We start from the raw sequence: 18,614 nt of genomic DNA, 5'->3' as shown, positions 1-18,614 counted from the left end.
CTCGGAAGTCTCATTCCTGCGTGCTCGCGGTCGTCCTGCTGGCCGTCTTCTCGTACGCGCTGCTCCAGTCCCTCGTCAACCCGGTGCTGCCCCGGCTGCAGAAGGACCTGCACACGACGCAGAGCCAGGTCACCTGGATCGTCACCGCGTATCTCCTGTCCGCCTCGATCTTCACCCCGATCATGGGACGGCTGGGCGACCGGTACGGCAAGGACCGGATCCTCATCGTGGCCCTCGTCGCCCTCGCGGCCGGCTCCCTTGTCTCCGCGGTGGCGCCCGGCATCGGCGTGATGATCGCAGGACGGGCCGTCCAGGGCGTCGGCGGCGGCGTCCTGCCCATGGCCTTCGGAATCATCCGTGACGAGGTGCCGCCGGGGAAGGTCCCCGCCGCCATCGGGGCCACCGCGGCGCTGACCGCGGTGGGCGGCGGAGCGGGCATCGTCCTGGCAGGTCCGCTAGTCGACGCGCTCGGCGTCCGGTCGCTGTTCTGGATCCCACTGGCGATGACCGCGCTCGCGGCCGTGGCCGCCCACTTCGTGGTTCCGCCCTCACGCTCCAGGCAGGAGGGGTCGATCAACTGGGCGAGCGCACTCCTCATGGCCGGCTGGCTGCTCGCTCTGCTGCTGCCGCTCGCCAAGGCGCCCGCCTGGGGGTGGTCGTCTCCCCGGGCGATCGGCCTCCTTGTCGCCGCCGTCGTCCTCGCGGGGTCCTGGTTCGTGGTCGAAGCGCGTTCGCCCAGCCCTCTGGTCGACATGCGCATGATGCGCGTCCCCGCCGTCTGGACCACCAACCTGGTCGCGCTGCTCCTGGGCATCGGTCTCTTCTCGGTGTTCGGTTTCCTGCCCGCCTTCGTGCAGACGCCGCCGGAGGCCGGCTACGGCTTCGGGGCGAGCGTCACCGAGGCGGGACTGCTCCTGCTGCCGATGACCGTGATGATGTTCGTCGCCGGGCTCGTGTCGGCCCGGTGGGTGATCCGGCTCGGCGCGCGCACGATGTTCGCCGCGTCGACGACGCTCAACGTCATCGCGCTGGCGATGCTCGCGTTCGAACACGACCGCCCATGGCAGGTGCTGGTCGCGATGGCGCTGCTCGGCGTCGCCTTCGGCAGCGCGTTCTCCACCATGTCGAACGTCATCGTGGCCGCCGTCCGTCCCGAGCAGACGGGGGTGGCCAACGGGGTCAACGTGAACGTCCGGACGATCGGCGGGTCACTCGGGGCCGCGTTGATGGGCGGAATCGTCAGCGCCCACACCCCTGCGGGCGGTCTGCCCACCGAGAACGGCTACGTGTACGGCTTCGCCGCGCTGGGCGCCGCCGGAGTCATCGCGGCACTGGCGGCCCTGCTGGTGCCAGGGCGCAAGCCCACCGCGGATGCCGTGCCCGGTCGCCATGAGCGCCCGGCGGCCGTACTCCACCAAGTAAGGAAGTCCTGATGAGGGTTCGAGCAGCCGTGGCGCAAGAACGGTCGCGGCCTTTCGTCTTCGAGGAACTGGAACTCGACGAGCCACAGGGCGACGAGGTCCTGGTCGCCGTCACGGCCACGGGCGTCTGCCAGACCGACGCGCATGTACGGAGCGGGCACATCCCCGTGCCGCTGCCGATCGTGCTGGGTCACGAGGGAGCCGGTGTGGTCGAGCGCGTCGGCCCGGACGTCATGGGTCTCAAGCCGGGCGACCATGTCGTCCTGTCCTTCCTGGCATGTGGACACTGCGCGCAGTGCCTGAGCGGACGGCCCGCGTACTGCGACGACGCCGTCGCCGCGAACTTCTCGGGGGCCCGGCTCGACGGAACCCGCGGACTGCGCCGCACCGGAGCCGGAAACGGTGACGTCCACGGGCACTTCTTCGGCCAGTCCTCGTTCGCCACGCATGCGCTGGCGACGGAGCGCAACACGGTCAAGGTTCCCGGCGACGCCCCGCTCGAACTGCTGGGCCCCCTCGGCTGCGGCCTGCAGACCGGGGCCGGCGCCGTACTGAACTCCTTGGATGTGCCGGCGGGCGCCGCCGTCGCCGTGCTCGGCGTGGGAGCCGTCGGGTTCGGCGCCCTCATGGCGGCGCGACTGTCGGGCGCGGGAACCATCGTGGCCGTCGACGTGAACCCGCGGCGCCTCGCCCTCGCCGAGGAGTTGGGCGCCACGCACGCGCTCGACGCCCGTCACGTGGACGTGGCGAAGGAGATCAGGCGCATCACGGGCAGGGGAGCGGCCTTCGTCCTCGACACCACCGGCCGCGCCGACATGCTCGATCACGCGATCGACTCGCTGGCGCCCACGGGCCAGGTGGGCCTGGTCGCCGGCGGTCCGGGCACGGTGCCCGCCTCCAAGCTCGGGCTCGGAATGGCGGTACGCGGAATCGTCCAGGGGGACGCGGTTCCGCGGCTGTTCATTCCGAAGCTCGTCCAGATGTACCAGTCCGGCCGGTTCCCGATCGACCGACTGGTGCAGTTCTACGAATTCGGCGACATCGACGCGGCGTTCGCCGACGCGGCACGCGGAGACGTCGTCAAGCCGGTTCTGCGCATCGCGGATTCCGGCGGCTCAGAAAAGGAGTAACACCATGGCAGGCAAGTACGGCGATTTCTACCCGTCGAAGTGGGGCTTCCCGAAGGCTGTGCGGGAGGGGAACATGCCGTCCCCGAAGCAGTTCATGCCCGACTACCTCGACGACCCGTCCTTCTACGAGAGGGGCTGGCACACGGAGAACCTGGGCGACGGCGGGAACTTCTACTGGGTCACCGGCCCCGCCGGTTACGACGCGGGTTTCGTGGTGACCGGCAGCGGGGTCGTCGTGATCGACGCTCCGCCGACGCTCGGCGAGAACCTCCAGTCGGCGATCAGGTCCGTCACCGACGAGCCCGTCACGCACCTGATCTACAGCCACTGGCACTCCGACCACATCGGCTCGGCGTCCCAGTTCGGCCCGGACGTGAAGATCATCGCGCATGACATCACCCGGGAACTGCTCACGCGTTTCCCCGACAAGTACCGTCCGGTGCCCACCGAGACGTTCACCACCGACGAGACCCTCGACGTGGGCGGCACCAGGCTCGAGCTGTCCTACAAGGGCGCGGACCACTGCCCGGGCAACATCTACATCTACGGACCCGCGCAGAAGGTGCTCACGAAGATCGACATCGTGAGTCCCGGTTCGGTGACGTTCGCGCACGCGGACGTCTCGGAGAACATCAGCGGGTTCTACCAGGCCCACGACGACATCCTGTCCTACGACTTCAAGGCCCTGATCGGCGGGCACATCTCCCGCTGGGGCACCAGGCAGGACGTGGAGATCGTGCGTGAGTACTGGCACGACCTGCTGGCGTTCTCCCAGGAGGCCCTCAGGGAGATGAGCAGCTCCGAGGCCCTGCAGGGCTTCATCGTGGGACTGGGCCGGGAGAACCAGCTCGTCGGCGCCGAGAACTGGATCAACTCGATAGCGAACTACGTCACCGAGAAGACGCTCACCAAGACCACGTCCAACGGCCAGACCTGGCCCGAGCGGCTCGCGGGCGCCACCGTGTTCACCAAGTATCACGCCTGGACGGTCGCGGAGACCACCCGCACCGAGCGGACCCACCTCGGCTATCAGACGGAGGGGAACGGCGGCCCCTTCTACATCGCCTAGATCCGTGACGGGACGCTGGAGCATGGGCCCGTGCTCCAGCACCCGCACGTTCCGCCGTGACGCTCGGCGGGGGGCGCCGGGATGACGACGGTGTGATCACGGTTGGGCTTCCGGCCCGGAAATCCCATTGTCACGAAATGCGCGAATGCGGCATATTTCCGCATTGTTCTTCTTGGTAGAGGAGTAATTCGTGCACCCCGCATCACCCCCCGATGTTCTCCGCCCCATCAACGGCCGGGCGATCGTGGCCGCCGCCGCGCTGGGCCTGAACGCCCTCGCCGCCATGGCGTCGGCCGTCGTCGGCGTGCAGCGCCTCGTCCTCATCGGCGATCTCATGGCCGAACCGGAGTCGGTGGACGTGGCCGAGGTCGAGGCGACGGACTCGGTCGCCACCGCCGTGGCCATGGTCCAGTACGTCGCCTATGTCGTCGCCATCGTGACGTTCCTGATCTGGCTCTTCCGGGCCAGGAGGAACGCCGAGCCACTGGCCATGTGGCCGCACCGCCGCGCCATGCCGTGGCTGATCTTCGGGTGGGTCGTCCCGGTGGTCTGCTGGTGGTTCCCGAAGCAGATCATGGACGACATCTGGGCCTCGTCGAAGCCGGGCGGCCTGGGCCTGGCCCACAACTTCGGCGAGGCACAACGATCGGGCCTCGTCTGGGCGTGGTGGCTGTCCTGGCTGGGCGCCGTCTGGGGGTCGAAGCTGGTGTCCAACGGCCTCCACCCCACCGACGAGCTCGAATCGATCAGGCAGGCGGTGCTGGTCGGCACCGTCACCGACGCCCTGCTCGTCGTCGCGGCCGTGCTCGCCGCCATGGTCGTCCTGCAGATCAGCCGTTTCCAGGAGGCGCGTAGAAGCGTCGCGGTGCAGCAGGCCGTCATCGCCGGCTGATCCTCCGTCGTGGGCTGACCTGGGAGTCCTTCGACTGTGAGTCCGGGATCCTGGGAGCGGCAGGGCCACCACGCCGAGGCGTTCCGCGTCGTACCGTGATGCGGTGACGCCGGAGGAAGAATAAGGACGCCCGTGTCGCCTCTGCACTCGATACGAGCGCGCTACACGATCATCGCGACCACGCTGTCGCTGGTGCTACTCGCGACGATCGGCCTGAGCCTCGACCTCGCGATCCGCTACAAGGTTCAGAACGAGCTCTTCTTCCAGGCCGAGCGAGCCGCCGCCCGGTGGAGCGCGGCGGAACGCAACGGCGTCCTGCCGCACCCGATCCCCGCCTCCACCGGTGTCGACCTCATCCAGTTGGTGGACGTCCGCGGCAAGGTCGTGGACTCGAGCCCGGGAGCCGCGGGCAGGCCGCCGGTGAGCCTGCACCGTCCTCCGGCCGATGACCGGCTCCAGCAGCAGATCGAGTGCTCGCACGGCCGATGTCTCATCCTCATGGCCAACCGCGTCACCCCCGCGGCGAACTCCTCCGTGGTCTACGCCGGTACGGCGGAGCCGTCCATTCTCGTGACCCACAGGCTGGAGTACGTCGTCGCAGGTGGGGCGGCGCTGATCGTGGCTCTGGCGGCGTGGACCACATGGTGCGCGGTGGGAAGGACGTTGCGGCCGGTGGAGGCCATCCGCGCGAGGATGGCCGAGATCACGGTGAGCGACCTGAGTCTCCGGGTGCCCACGCCTCGCGGCGACGACGAGATCGCGCTTCTCGCCAGAACCGCGAATCAGACCCTGGCCCGCTTGGAGGAGGCGGTGGAGCAACAACGCGAGTTCGCCTCCAATACGTCCCATGAGCTCAGAACGCCGATCACCGCCCTGCGCACACGGCTGGAGGAGGCGTTGCTCTACCCGGACGACGTCGATCTGCGCGACGCGGTCACGGACGCGCTGGCGGCCGGCGACCGGCTGGAGGCGATCGTCAACGACCTGCTGCTGATGGCCCGTCTGCGCGCCGCCGACCCGTCGCCGCACGAGGCGATCGAACTCGGAGCGCTCGTGGGCGAGGAGGCGGCGCGAGTCGGCGATGTGCCGGTGGTCGTGCATGCGCCGTCCGAGGTCTGGGTCCTCGGCTCGCGGATCCAGCTGATCCGCGTCGTGGACAACCTCCTGAGCAACGCGCGGCGGCACGCGGCGACCGGCGTCGAGGTTTCCGTCGAAGCCGTGGACGGCCAGGCCGTCGTGGCCGTGACCGACGACGGCGCGGGCATCGCGCCGGCCGATCGCCACCGGGTCTTCGAACGGTTCACCCGCCTGGAGGAGGGGCGTCGCCGGGACGCCGGCGGCAGCGGCCTGGGTCTGGCGATCTCGCTCGACATCGCCCGGGGCCATCGCGGAAATCTGGGCATCGAGGACTCGCCCCGAGGCGCCAGGTTCGTCCTCCGGCTTCCCCTGCTGAACCGAGGTGGTCCCGTCGACGACCGCGGCGCCGAGTAGGCCCTGACCGCCAGATCGGGGCTCCTTCGCCGGCGCACGGCACCCGCACTCGTGACCGCGAGTCACATCCTTCGATCTTCCCTCTTTACCCCCTATTCCTACTCCATTACTATGGAATCGTGCCGGACCCTTACAAGAGAGGTCGGAGATGAGCGAGACCGAAGCGGTCCGCCGCGAGGAGCCGCCCGCGCAGTCCAGTGGCTGGAAAAGGGCGATCAATGAGGACTGGGCAGCCACGATCATCGGGCTCCTGCTGCTCATACTGGTGATCTCCGGTGTGATCCCGACCGGGCTGGTGCCCTGATGAGCGCCGGGGAAGCGGGCGTCACGCCGCGCGACGGGGAACCCGCGGCGCGATCCGCCCCGGAATCCACCGCGGGATGGGCGGAGGGCCGACCGGCGGGAGCGGCCTGGCCCCTGACGCTGGCGGGTCTCGTCGTGGTGCTCGCACTGGCGGCGGTCACCCGACTGCTGGACAAGAACGTGCCGGGCCTGCTCGAGGGCACGGCGCTTGAGGACCTGGGCGCAGCCATCGAGTACCCGGTGTACGCGATCCTCCTCGGCCTCCTCGGCAACGCCGTGCTCACGGCCACGGGTCTGCGGGACCGGCTCGCCGGCGGATTCCGTACGGAGTTCTTCATCAAGACGGGCCTGGTCCTGCTGGGCGCCTCGATCAACCTCAAGGTGATCGCCACAGCCGCGGGTCCCGCCATCCTTCAGGCGATCGTGCTGATCAGCACGGTGTTCCTGTTCACCTGGTGGCTCGGCGGCAGGCTCGGCCTGGACGACAAGCTGCGCGCGTTGTTGTCGGCGGCCGTGTCCATCTGCGGGGTGAGCGCCGCGATCGCGGCGGCGGGAGCCGTACAGGCGAAGCGAGAACAACTCGCCTACAGCGCGAGCCTCGTCATCGCCTTCGCGCTCCCGTCGATCTTCATCCTGCCCTGGGCGGCCACCGCGCTGGGCCTGAGCCCCGAGGTGGCCGGGGCGTGGATCGGCGGCAACATCGACACCACGGCGGCCGTCACGGCGGCGGGGACGATCGTCGGTGAACAGGCGCTCCAGGTGGCGACGATCGTCAAGGTCACCCAGAACGCCCTGATGGGCGTGGTGGCCGTCGCGCTCACCGCCTACTTCGCCTTCAAGGTCGAGCGTCGCCCGGACGCCCGGCGTCCCGGTCTGGGGGACCTCTGGGAGCGGTTCCCGAAGTTCGTGCTCGGGTTCGTCGCCGCCTCCGTGATCGCCACCTGGTGGCTGTCCACGGTGAGCGCCGACACCGGTAAGGCGACCATCGGGGTGGCCAACGACCTGCGGGTGTGGTTCCTGATCCTGGCCTTCGTCAGCATCGGCCTCGAGTTCCGGGTGGCGTCGCTGAAGGAGGCCGGCTGGCGGCCCGTCGGCGTCTTCGCCACCGCGACGGCGGTGAACGTGGCGCTGGCGCTGGGCCTCGCGGCGCTGCTGTTCAGCGGCTTCTCCGTCGCCTGACGGAGAAGGAGTGAGGCCGGTACGGCGGACGCGGAGCCGTACCGGCCTTCTTCTCAGGGTGGCGGGTCAGGACGGCGCCGACGCCCGCCCCGCGAGCAGCACGGGAAGCCGGGCAAGGCGCCACGAGCCAGGGAGGAGTTGGCGCTGCAGGTCCGCCGGATCGACGGCCAGGGCGAGATCGGGGAAGCGGCGCAACAGCGCCTCGATCGCCACCTCGCCCTCCTGGCGGGCCAGCGCCGCGCCCAGGCAGTAGTGCAAACCGTGCCCGAACCCGACGTGGTTCTCCCGGCGTTCGTCGGGCTCGCGGGTGACGTCGAACCGATCCGGCGCGTCGAACTCGCGGGGGTCGTAGTTGGCTCCCACGAGCATGGCCATCACCGCCTCGCCCTGCCGCACGGGCATGCCGCCGATCTCGAGGTCCTCGCCGGCGTAGCGCATCCGTGTCGCGTGGACGGGGCCGCACCAGCGCATCAGCTCGTGGACGGCGCGGGGCGTCAGCCCGGGGCGGTCCCTGAGCAGGGCGAGCTGCTCAGGATGCGTGAGCAGCGCGACCACCCCGTTGCCGATCAGGTGCGCCGTGGTCTCGTGGCCGGCGAGGACCAGTGTCAAGACCATTGTGATCATCTCGGTGTCGCTGAGGTGGTCGCCGTCTTCGTCGTGGGCGCGGATCAGCCCGGTGAGCAGATCGCCGGCGGGTTCCGCCCGGCGCCGCTCGATCAGGTCCTGTATGTGAGTGACCATCGCGCCGACGACGTCGCCGAAGCGTCCGGGTTCCAGCGACACCAGGGCCTTTCCCCACTCCCGCCACCGCGGGCGGCACTCCTCGGGAATGCCGACCAGTTCGCAGATGACGGTGATCGGCAGGGGGTAGGCGTAGCGCTCCATGAGGTCGACGACGCCGTCCGCGGGTGTCGCGGCGAGCCCGTCGAGGAGGTCCTCGGTGATCCCCTCCACCCGTGGCCGGAGCTCGGCCACCCGGCGGGCGGTGAACGTGCGCGACACCAGCTTGCGCAGGCGGATGTGGTCGGCGCCGTCGACGTCCAGGATCCCGTCCATCAGGTACCGCGCGTATTCGGCAGGGATTCCACGCGCCTGGATCGCCCTCTCCCGGATGTTCCGCACGTCCATCCCGGGCACGTTCGCGGGGTCGTTGACGAAACGCCGGTCGCTCAGCACCAGCTTGACGTCGTCGTATCGGCTGACCAGCCAGATCGGCGTGTCGACGCCGGGAAAGACGCCGCGCACCATCGGGGCCTTCTCCCGCAACCGCGAGAACCCGGCGAACGGGTCGCCCATCAACGCGGGGTCCATCAGGTCGACCGTCTCGGCGGCGGCCTCGTTCGACTCGACCGGACCGGTCATGGTCGTCCCTCCAAATGGATCGTCTGTGCAGGCGCTCGTTGACCTGCGGCGCGAGCCGGGGCCGCCCTCGGAGAATCTCGATCGGGCCGCTGCCTGGATCCCCGTGGCTCACGCGTCCCGGTGACCACATACCCGGCTTCCGTACGGTCGTCCCGGCTCCATGCCACGCGGCACGCCTCAGAAGACGGCCGCCTCGGCCGCCGCAGGCCTCACGTCAGTCTCGCGTGTGCCGTTCCGCGTATGGATCGCGTCAATACTCCCGCCACATCCGTAGTGATTGCGTCAAGGGGAGGGGAAATCAAACACTTTGTACCTTGCTTTCCTTTAAGTTGCCGGATCGGGTAACTGAAGACCCCGGCGATCGCGGTGTCCGTGATTTCGGGAAGGTCGTGTCACGACATCGCAAGGTGCCGTCGCTCGTCGAAGTCAACCCCCACCGGCAGGGCCCTCGGCTCGGACGGGCGAGCCTGCGGTGGACGCTCCCGAGCCGACCTCTGCCCCTGAAGAGGAGTAGTGATCGCAGGTGCCACGCGGGCGGTTACGTGTCTATCTCGGGGCGGCTCCCGGTGTCGGGAAGACGTTCGCGATGCTCGCAGGGGGATGCCGGGCGACAGGCCGCGGCAGGGACGTGGTCGTGGGTCTCGTGGAGACCCACGGCCGCCCGCACACCGCCGAACTCCTCGACGGCATGGAGGTCATCCCTCGCAAGACGATGGAGTACCGGGGGACGACCTTCACCGAGCTCGACGTCGACGCCGTCATCGAACGCGCGCCCTCCATCGCCCTGATCGACGAGCTGGCCCACACCAACGTCCCCGGCTCGCGCAACACCAAGCGGTGGCAGGACATCGAGGAGATCCTGGACGCCGGCATCGACGTCGTCTCGACGGTCAACGTCCAGCATCTGGAGTCGGTGAACGACGTCGTCGAGCAGATCACCGGGGTGGCTCAGCAAGAGACGGTGCCAGACGAGGTCGTCCGGCGAGCCGACCAGGTCGAACTGGTCGACATGTCGCCGGAGGCGCTCCGCCGCCGGATGGCGCACGGCAACGTGTACGCGCCGGAGAAGGTCGACGCGGCGCTGTCGAACTACTTCAGGGTGGGCAACCTGACCGCCCTGCGCGAGCTCGCCCTGCTGTGGGTCGCGGACAAGGTGGACGACCAGCTCGACCGCTACCGGGCGGAGCACGGCATCGCCACGACGTGGGAGGCACGCGAACGAGTCGTCGTCGCGCTGACCGGCGGGCCCGAGGGCGACACCCTGGTGCGCAGGGCCACCCGCATCGCCGCACGCACCAAGGGCGCCGACCTGCTCGCCGTCCACGTCACCAAGGCCGACGGCCTCGCCGGAGGCGATCCGGCCAACCTGGCACGTCAGCGAACCCTGGTGGAAAGCCTGGGAGGCACCTACCACCAGGTCGTGGGGGAAGACGTCCCACGAGCGCTGCTCGACTTCGCCCGAGGCGTGAACGCCACCCAGCTCGTTCTCGGCGCGTCCCGGCGCGGCCGGTTCGCCCAGATCTTCTCCCGCGGCGTGGGCGTTGAGACCACCTCGCACTCCGGATCCATCGACGTCCACATGGTCACCCACGACGAGGTACGGAAGGGGCGCCGGCGGGCGGCCAGGTCCTCCGCCGCGCTCACGCGGACGAGACGGCTGGTCGGGTGGGGCGTCGCCCTCGCCGGAGTGCCGGGGCTCACGGCCGCACTCATCCCGTTCAGGGACAAGCTGTCGCTGCCGAGCGAGATCCTGTTCTTCCTGCTCATGGTCGTCGGCGTCGCGCTCATCGGGGGCATGTGGCCGGCCATCGTCGCCGCGATCGGCGGCTCTCTCCTGCTCAACTACTTCTTCACCCCACCGGTCAACGAGTTCACGATCTCGGACCCGGAGAATCTGTTCGCCCTGGTCGTCTTCGTGCTCGTCGGGGCCGCGGTCAGCACCATCGTGGACCTCGCGGCCCGCCGAACCAGGGAGTCCGCGCGGGCCCGAGCGGAGGCCGAGATCCTCTCGACCCTCGCCGGCCACGTACTGCGCGGCGACTCGGCCGTGTCGTCCCTGCTCGCGCGGATGCGCGAGACGTTCGGCCTGACCTCGGTCGCACTGCTCGAACGCCGGCCCGAGGCGGGGCAGACGCCGGACGACCGCTCCGACCCGGACAGCTGGCGCATCGTCGCCACCTCGGGCGGGGTTCCCTGCACGTACCCCGCCCTCGCCGACACCGACGTCGCCATCGACGACGACCTCGTGCTGGCCGCACGCGGCCGTCTCCTGGAGGCGTCCGACCGCCGCATGCTGGAGGCGTTCGCCGCCGAGACCGCCGTGGCCCTGCGCCAGGAACGGCTGAGGGAGGAGGCCGAGCAGGCGAGACCGCTCGCCGCGGCCGACCGGATGCGCACCGCCCTGCTCGCCGCCGTCAGCCACGACCTGCGCACGCCCCTCGCCTCGGCGAAGGCCGCCGTGGACAGCCTGCGCAGCGCCGACGTCGAGTGGTCCCCCGAGGACCGCGAGGAGTTGCTGGCGACCGCCGACGAGTCCCTGGTCAAGCTGGACCGCCTGGTCGCCAACCTGCTCGACATGAGCCGCCTGCAGGCCGGAGTGCTCGGCCTGTCCCTCCAGCCTGTCGCGCTGGAAGAGATCGTGCCGCGGGCGGTCGACGACCTCGGGCCGCTCGGCACGACCATCGAGACCGACTTCGGCACCGACGTGCCCGAGGTGATCGCCGACCCGGCGCTGCTCGAGCGGGTGCTGGTCAACCTCACGTCCAACGCGGTCCGCTACACCCCCACGGGGCAGAAGGTGCTGGTCACCGCCAGCTGGTACGGCGACCAGCTCGAGATCCGGGTCATCGACCGCGGACCCGGGATTCCGCGCGAAGCATATGAACGGGTGTTCCTGCCGTTCCAGCGGCTCGGCGACCGCGACAACCATTCGGGGGTGGGCCTGGGCCTGGCCCTGTCGCGGGGACTGGCCGAGGCGATGGGCGGGACGCTCATACCCGAGGAGACGCCGGGGGGAGGCCTCACCATGGTGCTGTCTCTGCCCATGGCGTCGGCGGCGCGTCCCGATCCGATGCCCCTGTGACGGGTGCACTCGTCACCTCGTCACCGACGACGATGGCGCGGGGCTCCGGCGCAGGGGAGCGCCGGAGCCCCCGAACCTCAGCCGTGGCCGGGTTTCATGCCGTGGTTGGCGTTCTTCTTCCTACGGGTGCGCTTCTTGCGGGCGCGCTTGGACATGCGTTCTCTTTCAGAAGGGCCAGGCGTCGGTGCGCGCCCGCTCGATGTGCGTGATCGCGGCGAACCAGCCGTCGGTGACGTCGGTGATGATGTGCTCGTGACCGGGCACGGTCACGGCCTCCGCCGCTTCGACGGCGGCGCCGTGGTGGGTGAGGACGACGACGCGGTCGTGTCCCTTCACGTGTTCGCGCAGGGCCTCGGCGACCGTCTGAGCGCCACCCGTTTCACCGAAGCGGCCGACGGCGTCGATCAGGCGGCCGGCGCCTTCGAACGTCACCGGCCCGGTGACCTGCCCGCATTCGACCAGGTCGGCGGAGGCGGCGCGCAGTGCGAGGGCGGCCCCGAAGACGGCCGCCGCGTCCGCTCGGGTCAGGGCCGACCCGGCGAAGGACGGTTCGAGCATCGCCTTGCTGCGATCCACCAGGATCAGCGTGCGACCGGGCAGGGCGGGGACCTCGGCCAGCGCATGGTCCAGGGCCTGCTCGAGCACCGACGACCAGCGTGACGAGGGGACCGACCGGTACGCGGCCAGGATCTCCACCGGGAGGGCTCCGCCGCGCGCCACCGACGCCTTGTCGGCCAGGTCGGCCGAGATCCGGTCGGCGACCTCGCCGGCCAGGTCGGTCTGGTCGAAGTCGCGCAGGTGCTCCATCCGGTCGCGGTAGCTCATCCGGGCGACGACCGTGGCCCATGCCTTGTCGGTCATCGAGCCGCCCAGCCAGGCGCGTACCTCTCGCCAGGACATGGCCGCCTGCGCGAAAGCGTCGGCGATGTCGGGACGGTCGAGCATGCGCGGACGCTTGTCGGCCGGTACGGCATGCAGCTGGGCCCGCGCCCGAAGGGTCGTCAGCGACTCGGGCACGGGGTGCGAGCCGCGCCGGCGGAGCGCCGCGTGCTGGAACGTCTCGTTCTGGATCTTGCCCACGGGCTTGGGATGGGTGAGGGCGATCACCTCGGCGAAGCGCATCTCGGTGTCCGCCGTGTCGTAGGTGGCGAGCGCCACTTCGTCGTACAGCCGCTCCGCGGCGTCGGCCACGCCCGCCTTCACCGCCTTGGGGATCGAGCGGCCGTGACTGCGTAGCCACTGCGCGAGCAGTTCGCCCGGCTCGTCGGGGCGGGTCAGCAGGGTGCCGATCAGCTCGCGGGTTTCGCCGGGAGTGCCGACCCCGGCAGCCGTCCGCGCATGGACGAACTCCACGGTGAGCGCGATGCCGAGCCGGCGCAGCGCGGGCTGCCGGCGGGTCCAGTCGATGAGGGCGCGCACCCACGTGTCTTCGGCGATCGCCAGCTGACCGGTCAGGGCGGCGAACCGGTCGCCCAGATCCCGCGCGTCGCCGTCGGCCAAAGCGCGCGCGGCGAGCAGGAACAGTTCCCTCTTGGCTGTTGTGACGGCTGAAGGTGCGAGGGAGTGAGGTGTGGTCATGGACCTTTCTCCATTAATGGACGGGAAACCTGTTCCCGCCCTCGGAAAAGGGCCTCCCGAAATGAGTCACCGGATTTCTCCGTGAATGCCGGAGGCATGGTGACAGAGGGGCGCCGTGCCCAGTCGCGTCCCCGTTCGCCGGCCAAGGGCGTTCACCGGGAGGCCATGTCCGCCGGATCACGTACTCGTGGTCACGGCGCGGTGCGGGTCGGCCTCGACGAGGCAGAGTCCGTCACCTGAACAGGCGTCCTGCTAGGGGACGCGACATCGGACGGGCACAAACGGAGAGGGAACACGCTCGCGGCAGACGTCCTCACGGAGACTCCGTGGCGCCATGGGTTCCCTCCCCTCCGGGTGCTTGATTTCGTCCGGGAATTCACTATGGAGGTACGGGAAGTTCCCCGGCAAGAGACGTTGACGCTTCTCTGATGCCGATTCAACATGGCGGGCCGTTAAACGGGCCGCCGCCGCACGACGAGTGTGGCCTTGGCCGGCGTGATGGCAGGGCACGACCAATCATTTACGCATCCGATCATTCGCGGCGCGGACGGCATCCCCACCCGCGGGGTATGAGTTCCGCACCGTATGTCGAACGTCGTTCAGCACACGAGCGCAGGGCGGGTGAGCACGGAAATGAATCTGCACTTCGCGGGCAATCCGCTTGCCGGCATGGTCGTCGGCGTGCGACGACTGACCCTGGCCCTGCTCGTGACGGCGGGTGCCGGCGCCGCGGTGTCGCCGCCGGCGAGCGCGAGCGCGGCGGCGCCCAGAACGGGGATGACGGCCGCCACCGCCGACGACCGCGGGCCCGTGCGCAACGGTAACGGCATCAAGAACAGGAACTATTCAGCCGTCAGAAGCCCGACCATCATGCGCGGCCAGCAGCAGGTGTCGATCAGCATCAGCGGGAGGACCAACACCCAGTCCGCCCTGTGCAACGGCGGACGGCACGGCTGCAACATCTCCCAGAGAATCCGCACATCCCACCGACGGTGACCCGCGAGCGGGCGCTAGCGATCGGATGATCGTGGCAGGCCGGAGACCCGGTCCCGGCCCGCCTTCCAGCGCTTCTGTTCCTCGAGCCAGTGCACGAAGCGCGGCGAGGTGACACGCAGGTCGACGCTGAGAGGGTAGGGGTCGTACTCGTCCAGAAGCAGCCCGCGCAGGAATTCGACCATGCCGCAGGGGAAGAGCGTGAAGTCCTCACTGGTGTGCCGGCCGCAGACCAGGACCGGCCACCGGTCGGGGTCGGGGTCGGTGGTCAGCCAGCACAGGATGTCAGGGCCCGAGGTGATGCCCCAGGCGAGGATGTGGTCCGGGTCGATGTCGAGGCCTTCCTGACCGCCCAGCATCTCCCAGGTGTCTCTGGCGTTCTCCGTCTCCTCCTCGAAGGTCCCGGGATCCCACTGGATGTACTCCTTGGGCAACGGCATCAGGACGCCGACCTCGCCGAACGAGCCGGCGCCGTAGACGGACATGAAGGTCATGTAGTCATGCGGGAACCGCGTGCCCCAGCGTGCCTGCGCCGCCGGCCAGTCGATCTTCTCGTCCGCGCCGAGATCTGGAGGCACGATCTCGGCCAGCGCTGCGATATCCGTCGGGTATTCCACTGCAATCCCTTCGACCATATGGCCGGGAGTCTACGAGGGTGCACCGACATGAGCCGCGACGAGCGCTTTCACACCGGGCTTCTACACGTGCCACATCGAGGCGAGCCGTCGCGTGGCCATCCCCCGCGGTGTCGCGCGGAGCACGGCGTCGCGCAGCCACGCCGTGGCGCCGGTTCGCGACATCAGCCACGACTGCCGCGACGACGCCAGCATCAGCCGGCTGGTACGGGGCCGGCGCTCGGCGTCGTAGCGGAGCAGCCGCTCCTCGACGTCCGCCGGCTCGGCGCCGGCCAGGTGCCGGGTCACCGCGGCCGCGTCCTCGAACGCCTGACTGGCTCCCTGCCCGAGATCGGGGGTCATGGCGTGCGCGGCGTCGCCGAGCAACGCGACCCTGCCGATCGTGAACGACGGCAGCGGTCCGGCCAGGCAGGCGATCGCGTCGACGTAGATGTCGGCGGGCAGGGTGGCCTCGATGAGTGCGGGGACCACCGGGTGCCAGTCGGCCGTCAGTGACAGCATGTCGCCGCGCGCCTCACGGGCCGGCGGCGGCGGTCCGTGCAGCGCCGAGTCGGTGAACCAGTACAGGTGACTCTCGCCGACCGGGAACAGGCCGAACATCGCCCCGGTGCGCCGGTCGATCATGATGCAGGCCAGAAACTCGCTCACGTCGAGGCCGGAGGGCGTGGGCAGCATGCCGCGCAGGTCCAGCCGGCCTGCCCGCCGCAGTCCGGGATGCCGGGGGAAGAGCCGGCCGCGTAACGCGCTGCCGATGCCGTCGGCCACGATCACCGCGTCGGCCCTGGTCACGGGCCGACCGTCGCTGATCACGGTCACTTCGGCGTGGTCGGACTCCAGCCGCTGAACCGGCGTCGCGGTACGCACCAGCCCGGCGGGCAGCGGGCCGCGCAGCGCCTGGTGCAACTCCGCCCGGCTCACGGCCACCGACGGGCCGACCGTCCGCTGCGCCTGGACGGCGTCGGTGACCAGCAACGGCCGTCCGCGCCAGTCCCGCAGGCCGCCGTTGACGGCCGGCATGGCCTGGCCGCGGACGTAGTCGCTCAACCCCAGCTCGTCCAGTGCCCGGACGCCGTTGGGCATCACCACGACGGCGGTGCCCGCCTCCCGAAGCTCGGCGCCGCGTTCGTACAGCGTCACCTCGTGACCTCGCCGATGCAGCCCCACCGCGGCCGCCACCCCGCCCAGCCCGGCACCCACCACCACGACCCGCATGCCGCTCACCCGCCCTGTCCGCACAGACTGGTACCACTACGATCGTTCTAGTACGGATACCGTCATACCATCGTCGTGTGCCGCCGACCAACCCAGCCCGCCGCCGAGCCTTGACGGATGCCGCCATCGATCTGCTGGCGGGCTCCGGGGCGCACGGGGTGACCCACCGCGCGGTCGAGAAGGCCGCAGGACTGCCGTACGGAACGGCCTCGAACTACTTCCGGAGCAGGGAGGCGCTGCTCGTGGCCACCGCCGAGCGCATCGTCGAGCTGCATCATGCCGACATGGACCGGGCCGCTCGGCGTCAGAAGAAGGCGGCCGCGGCGCACGGTGAAAGCATTCCGGCGGACTTCACGGAACACGTCGTCGATCTGCTGGCCGACTCACTGTTCGGCGCGGCGACCATTCTTCGCGACCGGTATCTGGCGATCTTCGAGCTTCAGCTGGAGGCCGTACGACGGCCTGTGCTCGCGTCGGCCCTCGCGGGACTGCAGGACGGCTCGATGAGGTTCACCGCCGGCCATCACGCCGACCTCGGTCTCCCCATTTCCCCTGAGCGGATCCCCGCACTGGTCGCGCTCTACGGCGGGGCGCTGTTCACCCTGGTGACCGCCCCACCCGAGAGCGTCAGCGAGGACGCCGTCCGCGGTGTCGCCCGCGCCATCGTGCACGGCGCGCTGCGCGGGTGACACCGGTTCCCCGTCCGTCGCTCCCCGTCCCGTCCCGTCAAACGGTGAGCCGGTAGAAACGCCAGTACGGCGTGTCGATGGGCAGGATCTCCACGTCCGTGAAGCCGGCCGCGCCGGCGTACGCGCGCAGGGTGGCCGGGCGCATGACGGTACCCGTCGCGGCGGTGTCGGGGACCCCCATGGAGTCGGGCAGACACGCGATGAGGCTCCAGCCGTAGTCGCACTGTTCCCGTTCCGTGCCGGGGCCGTGAACTCCTCCTCGGCCTTCACGTCGGCGATCAGCAGCCGGCCGTCGTCGGCCAACATCGTGCGCGCCGCCCTGAGCGCGTCCACGGGGAGGGCCATGTCGTGGAGCGCCTCGAAGATCGTCACGAGGTCGTACCGCTCCGGTCCGGTCAACTCGGCCGCGTCGCCGACGCGGAACCGCACCCGCTCGGCGACATCCGACGACTTCGCGTTCGCCCGGGCCGTCTCGACGCCGCGGCTGTCGAGATCGATGCCGTCGACCTCGACCAGCGGATACGCCAGCGCCATCGCGATGCCGGCCCACCCGGTGCCGCAGCCGATGTCCGCTATGCGGGCGGGCGGCTCCGAGCGCAACCGGTGGTCGAGCTCTCCGAGCGAGGGCAGCCACCGTTCGCCGAGAAGGTTGCGGAAGATCGCGCGGTTGGTGTCCACGCGGCCCTCCGGCTCCCAGGGGAGCGGCGGCGGCGCCCCCGCCGGTCCGGTACGCGGCGACGATCTCGGGGAGCCGCCGCCCGTACCGAGCGAGCTGCACCGCGGGTCTCCCCGCGAACAGGACGCTGTCCAACTGGTCGTCCAAATAGACGGAGTTCATCTCCAGGGCGCCGATGGTGCTGCCGAACAGATGCTCGGATAGCCGCTCTGCGCTGAAGTCCATGCGAACCGACCGTACCGGCCGCCGCATTTGTCCCCTGTTCAGCCCCCTGATCAGCGAAAATGCCAGGCGGAGAGCCCGCTGGGACGGCTCACCGCTCCCAGGGCGCGGTGTCGCCGAACTTGTCGTAGTACTTCGCCAGATGCGCCTTCACGCGCGGCATCTCCTGCTTGGGGATGTCGACTCCGCCGCGGGCGCCTTCGACGATCCCGCCGGCCGACATCACCGCCCTCGGCACGACCTTGAGATCGCCGCCGACGACGTCGGCGATCAGGAACTTGTACGCGGTGAAGTTGTCCTCGGCGTCGCCGTCGTACCAGACGTGGGCGTCCCGGTAGGCCGCGTTGGGAGCGTCCTTCGCGTCGGCCCAGGCCCGGACCCGCTTGTCGGCTGCGTCGCCGTCCCACTCGCGGTCACGGTCGGCCACGGGCAGGTCCTGAAATCTGGTCACGGTCATGCCTGCTCGCGTACCCCTGAGCCGCGGGTTAAACGAGGCCGCCCCTCACCATGACGCGGCTACAGTCGTCCGGTGCGGTGGGAGTGCCAAGGATGAGATGGGCGATTCGGGGTAACTGCCGTCTGTGACCAGGCGAGACGAGCCGTACCTGCGTATGGCGGGAGGCTGACGTGCGGGTGATGTTCGGGATCACGCTCGTCATCGTCGCCGTCGGCCTCGCGTA

At 69.9% G+C, this 18,614-nt stretch carries 17 protein-coding genes and 1 pseudogene; 10 read left to right on the top strand and 8 right to left on the bottom strand.

Translation table 11 applies throughout. The features are described 5' to 3' along the window. Positions 1-20: 20 nt before the first annotated feature. The 7 genes from Pka01_RS03910 to Pka01_RS03880 all read left to right on the top strand — a co-directional run bounded on the left by Pka01_RS03910 (position 21) and on the right by Pka01_RS03880 (position 7,485). Positions 21-1,433 carry an MFS transporter gene (locus Pka01_RS03910; RefSeq protein WP_203881161.1) on the top strand — a complete coding sequence of 471 codons (1,413 nt, stop codon included), beginning with the start codon at positions 21-23 and terminating at the stop codon, positions 1,431-1,433. Then, complete coding sequence (locus Pka01_RS03905; protein ID WP_203881160.1) at positions 1,433-2,551, top strand: NAD(P)-dependent alcohol dehydrogenase; 1,119 nt, start codon at positions 1,433-1,435, stop codon at positions 2,549-2,551. Before Pka01_RS03910 ends, Pka01_RS03905 begins: the two co-directional genes overlap by 1 nt. Positions 2,552-2,555: 4 nt before the next feature. After that, positions 2,556-3,620, top strand: coding sequence for an MBL fold metallo-hydrolase (locus Pka01_RS03900; RefSeq protein WP_203881159.1), 1,065 nt, complete (start codon positions 2,556-2,558; stop codon positions 3,618-3,620). Positions 3,621-3,810: 190 nt separating this feature from the next. Beyond that, positions 3,811-4,512 (top strand): DUF4328 domain-containing protein, encoded by a 702-nt coding sequence (locus tag Pka01_RS03895; RefSeq protein WP_203881158.1) that lies wholly within the window; start codon positions 3,811-3,813, stop codon positions 4,510-4,512. 132 nt (positions 4,513-4,644) lie between these two features. After that, positions 4,645-6,003 (top strand): HAMP domain-containing sensor histidine kinase, encoded by a 1,359-nt coding sequence (locus Pka01_RS03890; RefSeq protein ID WP_203881157.1) that lies wholly within the window; start codon positions 4,645-4,647, stop codon positions 6,001-6,003. 148 nt (positions 6,004-6,151) lie between these two features. Further along, positions 6,152-6,307: a hypothetical protein gene (locus Pka01_RS03885; RefSeq protein WP_203881330.1), complete on the top strand. Its 156-nt coding sequence runs from the start codon at positions 6,152-6,154 to the stop codon at positions 6,305-6,307. Further along, positions 6,307-7,485 (top strand): YeiH family protein, encoded by a 1,179-nt coding sequence (locus Pka01_RS03880; RefSeq protein ID WP_203881156.1) that lies wholly within the window; start codon positions 6,307-6,309, stop codon positions 7,483-7,485. The genes Pka01_RS03885 and Pka01_RS03880 overlap by 1 nt, the downstream gene beginning before the upstream one ends. 66 nt (positions 7,486-7,551) lie before the next feature. On the opposite strand, the gene Pka01_RS03875 is transcribed toward Pka01_RS03880, so the two are convergent. Next, on the bottom strand, positions 7,552-8,847 hold the full coding sequence (locus Pka01_RS03875; RefSeq protein WP_203881155.1) for a cytochrome P450 family protein: 1,296 nt from the start codon (positions 8,845-8,847) through the stop codon (positions 7,552-7,554). Between the two features lie 523 nt (positions 8,848-9,370). Here Pka01_RS03875 and Pka01_RS03870 point away from each other — a divergent pair. Next, positions 9,371-11,929 carry a DUF4118 domain-containing protein gene (locus tag Pka01_RS03870; RefSeq protein ID WP_203881154.1) on the top strand — a complete coding sequence of 853 codons (2,559 nt, stop codon included), beginning with the start codon at positions 9,371-9,373 and terminating at the stop codon, positions 11,927-11,929. Between the two features lie 77 nt (positions 11,930-12,006). Here Pka01_RS03870 and Pka01_RS41510 read toward each other — a convergent pair whose 3' ends face one another. Both Pka01_RS41510 and Pka01_RS03865 read right to left on the bottom strand, forming a co-directional pair. Continuing rightward, the gene (locus Pka01_RS41510; RefSeq protein ID WP_373318094.1) at positions 12,007-12,084 is read right to left on the bottom strand and encodes a 50S ribosomal protein bL37; all 78 of its coding nucleotides are present in this window, start codon (positions 12,082-12,084) and stop codon (positions 12,007-12,009) included. A gap of 10 nt (positions 12,085-12,094) precedes the next feature. Further along, on the bottom strand, positions 12,095-13,507 hold the full coding sequence (locus tag Pka01_RS03865) for a TROVE domain-containing protein (RefSeq protein WP_203881153.1): 1,413 nt from the start codon (positions 13,505-13,507) through the stop codon (positions 12,095-12,097). 633 nt (positions 13,508-14,140) lie between these two features. Here Pka01_RS03865 and Pka01_RS03860 point away from each other — a divergent pair. Next, positions 14,141-14,503 carry a hypothetical protein gene (locus tag Pka01_RS03860; RefSeq protein ID WP_203881152.1) on the top strand — a complete coding sequence of 121 codons (363 nt, stop codon included), beginning with the start codon at positions 14,141-14,143 and terminating at the stop codon, positions 14,501-14,503. Between the two features lie 14 nt (positions 14,504-14,517). On the opposite strand, the gene Pka01_RS03855 is transcribed toward Pka01_RS03860, so the two are convergent. Both Pka01_RS03855 and Pka01_RS03850 read right to left on the bottom strand, forming a co-directional pair. After that, positions 14,518-15,117 (bottom strand): SMI1/KNR4 family protein, encoded by a 600-nt coding sequence (locus Pka01_RS03855; protein ID WP_203881151.1) that lies wholly within the window; start codon positions 15,115-15,117, stop codon positions 14,518-14,520. Positions 15,118-15,198: 81 nt separating this feature from the next. After that, positions 15,199-16,347: an FAD-dependent monooxygenase gene (locus tag Pka01_RS03850; protein WP_203881150.1), complete on the bottom strand. Its 1,149-nt coding sequence runs from the start codon at positions 16,345-16,347 to the stop codon at positions 15,199-15,201. Between the two features lie 77 nt (positions 16,348-16,424). On the opposite strand from Pka01_RS03850, the gene Pka01_RS03845 reads away from it, so the two are divergent. Further along, positions 16,425-17,036: a TetR/AcrR family transcriptional regulator gene (locus Pka01_RS03845; RefSeq protein ID WP_203881149.1), complete on the top strand. Its 612-nt coding sequence runs from the start codon at positions 16,425-16,427 to the stop codon at positions 17,034-17,036. Between the two features lie 37 nt (positions 17,037-17,073). Here the strand turns inward: Pka01_RS03845 and Pka01_RS03840 are convergent, their stop codons facing one another. The 3 genes and pseudogenes from Pka01_RS03840 to Pka01_RS03830 all read right to left on the bottom strand — a co-directional run bounded on the left by Pka01_RS03840 (position 17,074) and on the right by Pka01_RS03830 (position 18,391). Next, a complete protein-coding gene (locus Pka01_RS03840) occupies positions 17,074-17,217 on the bottom strand; it encodes a hypothetical protein (protein ID WP_203881329.1) in 144 nt (47 codons plus the stop codon). 101 nt (positions 17,218-17,318) lie between these two features. Further along, positions 17,319-17,714, bottom strand: a pseudogene (locus Pka01_RS41505) (class I SAM-dependent methyltransferase); the annotation flags it as partial. Positions 17,715-18,025: 311 nt separating this feature from the next. After that, entirely contained in the window at positions 18,026-18,391 is a 366-nt protein-coding gene (locus Pka01_RS03830; protein ID WP_203881148.1) for a hypothetical protein, read from the bottom strand. Positions 18,392-18,614: the final 223 nt, after the last annotated feature.

Source organism: Planotetraspora kaengkrachanensis, from assembly GCF_016862895.1.
GTDB classification, from domain to species: domain Bacteria; phylum Actinomycetota; class Actinomycetes; order Streptosporangiales; family Streptosporangiaceae; genus Planotetraspora; species Planotetraspora kaengkrachanensis.
Note: the sequence above shows the minus strand (reverse complement) of the source record. Positions and strands in the feature narration are given on the sequence as shown.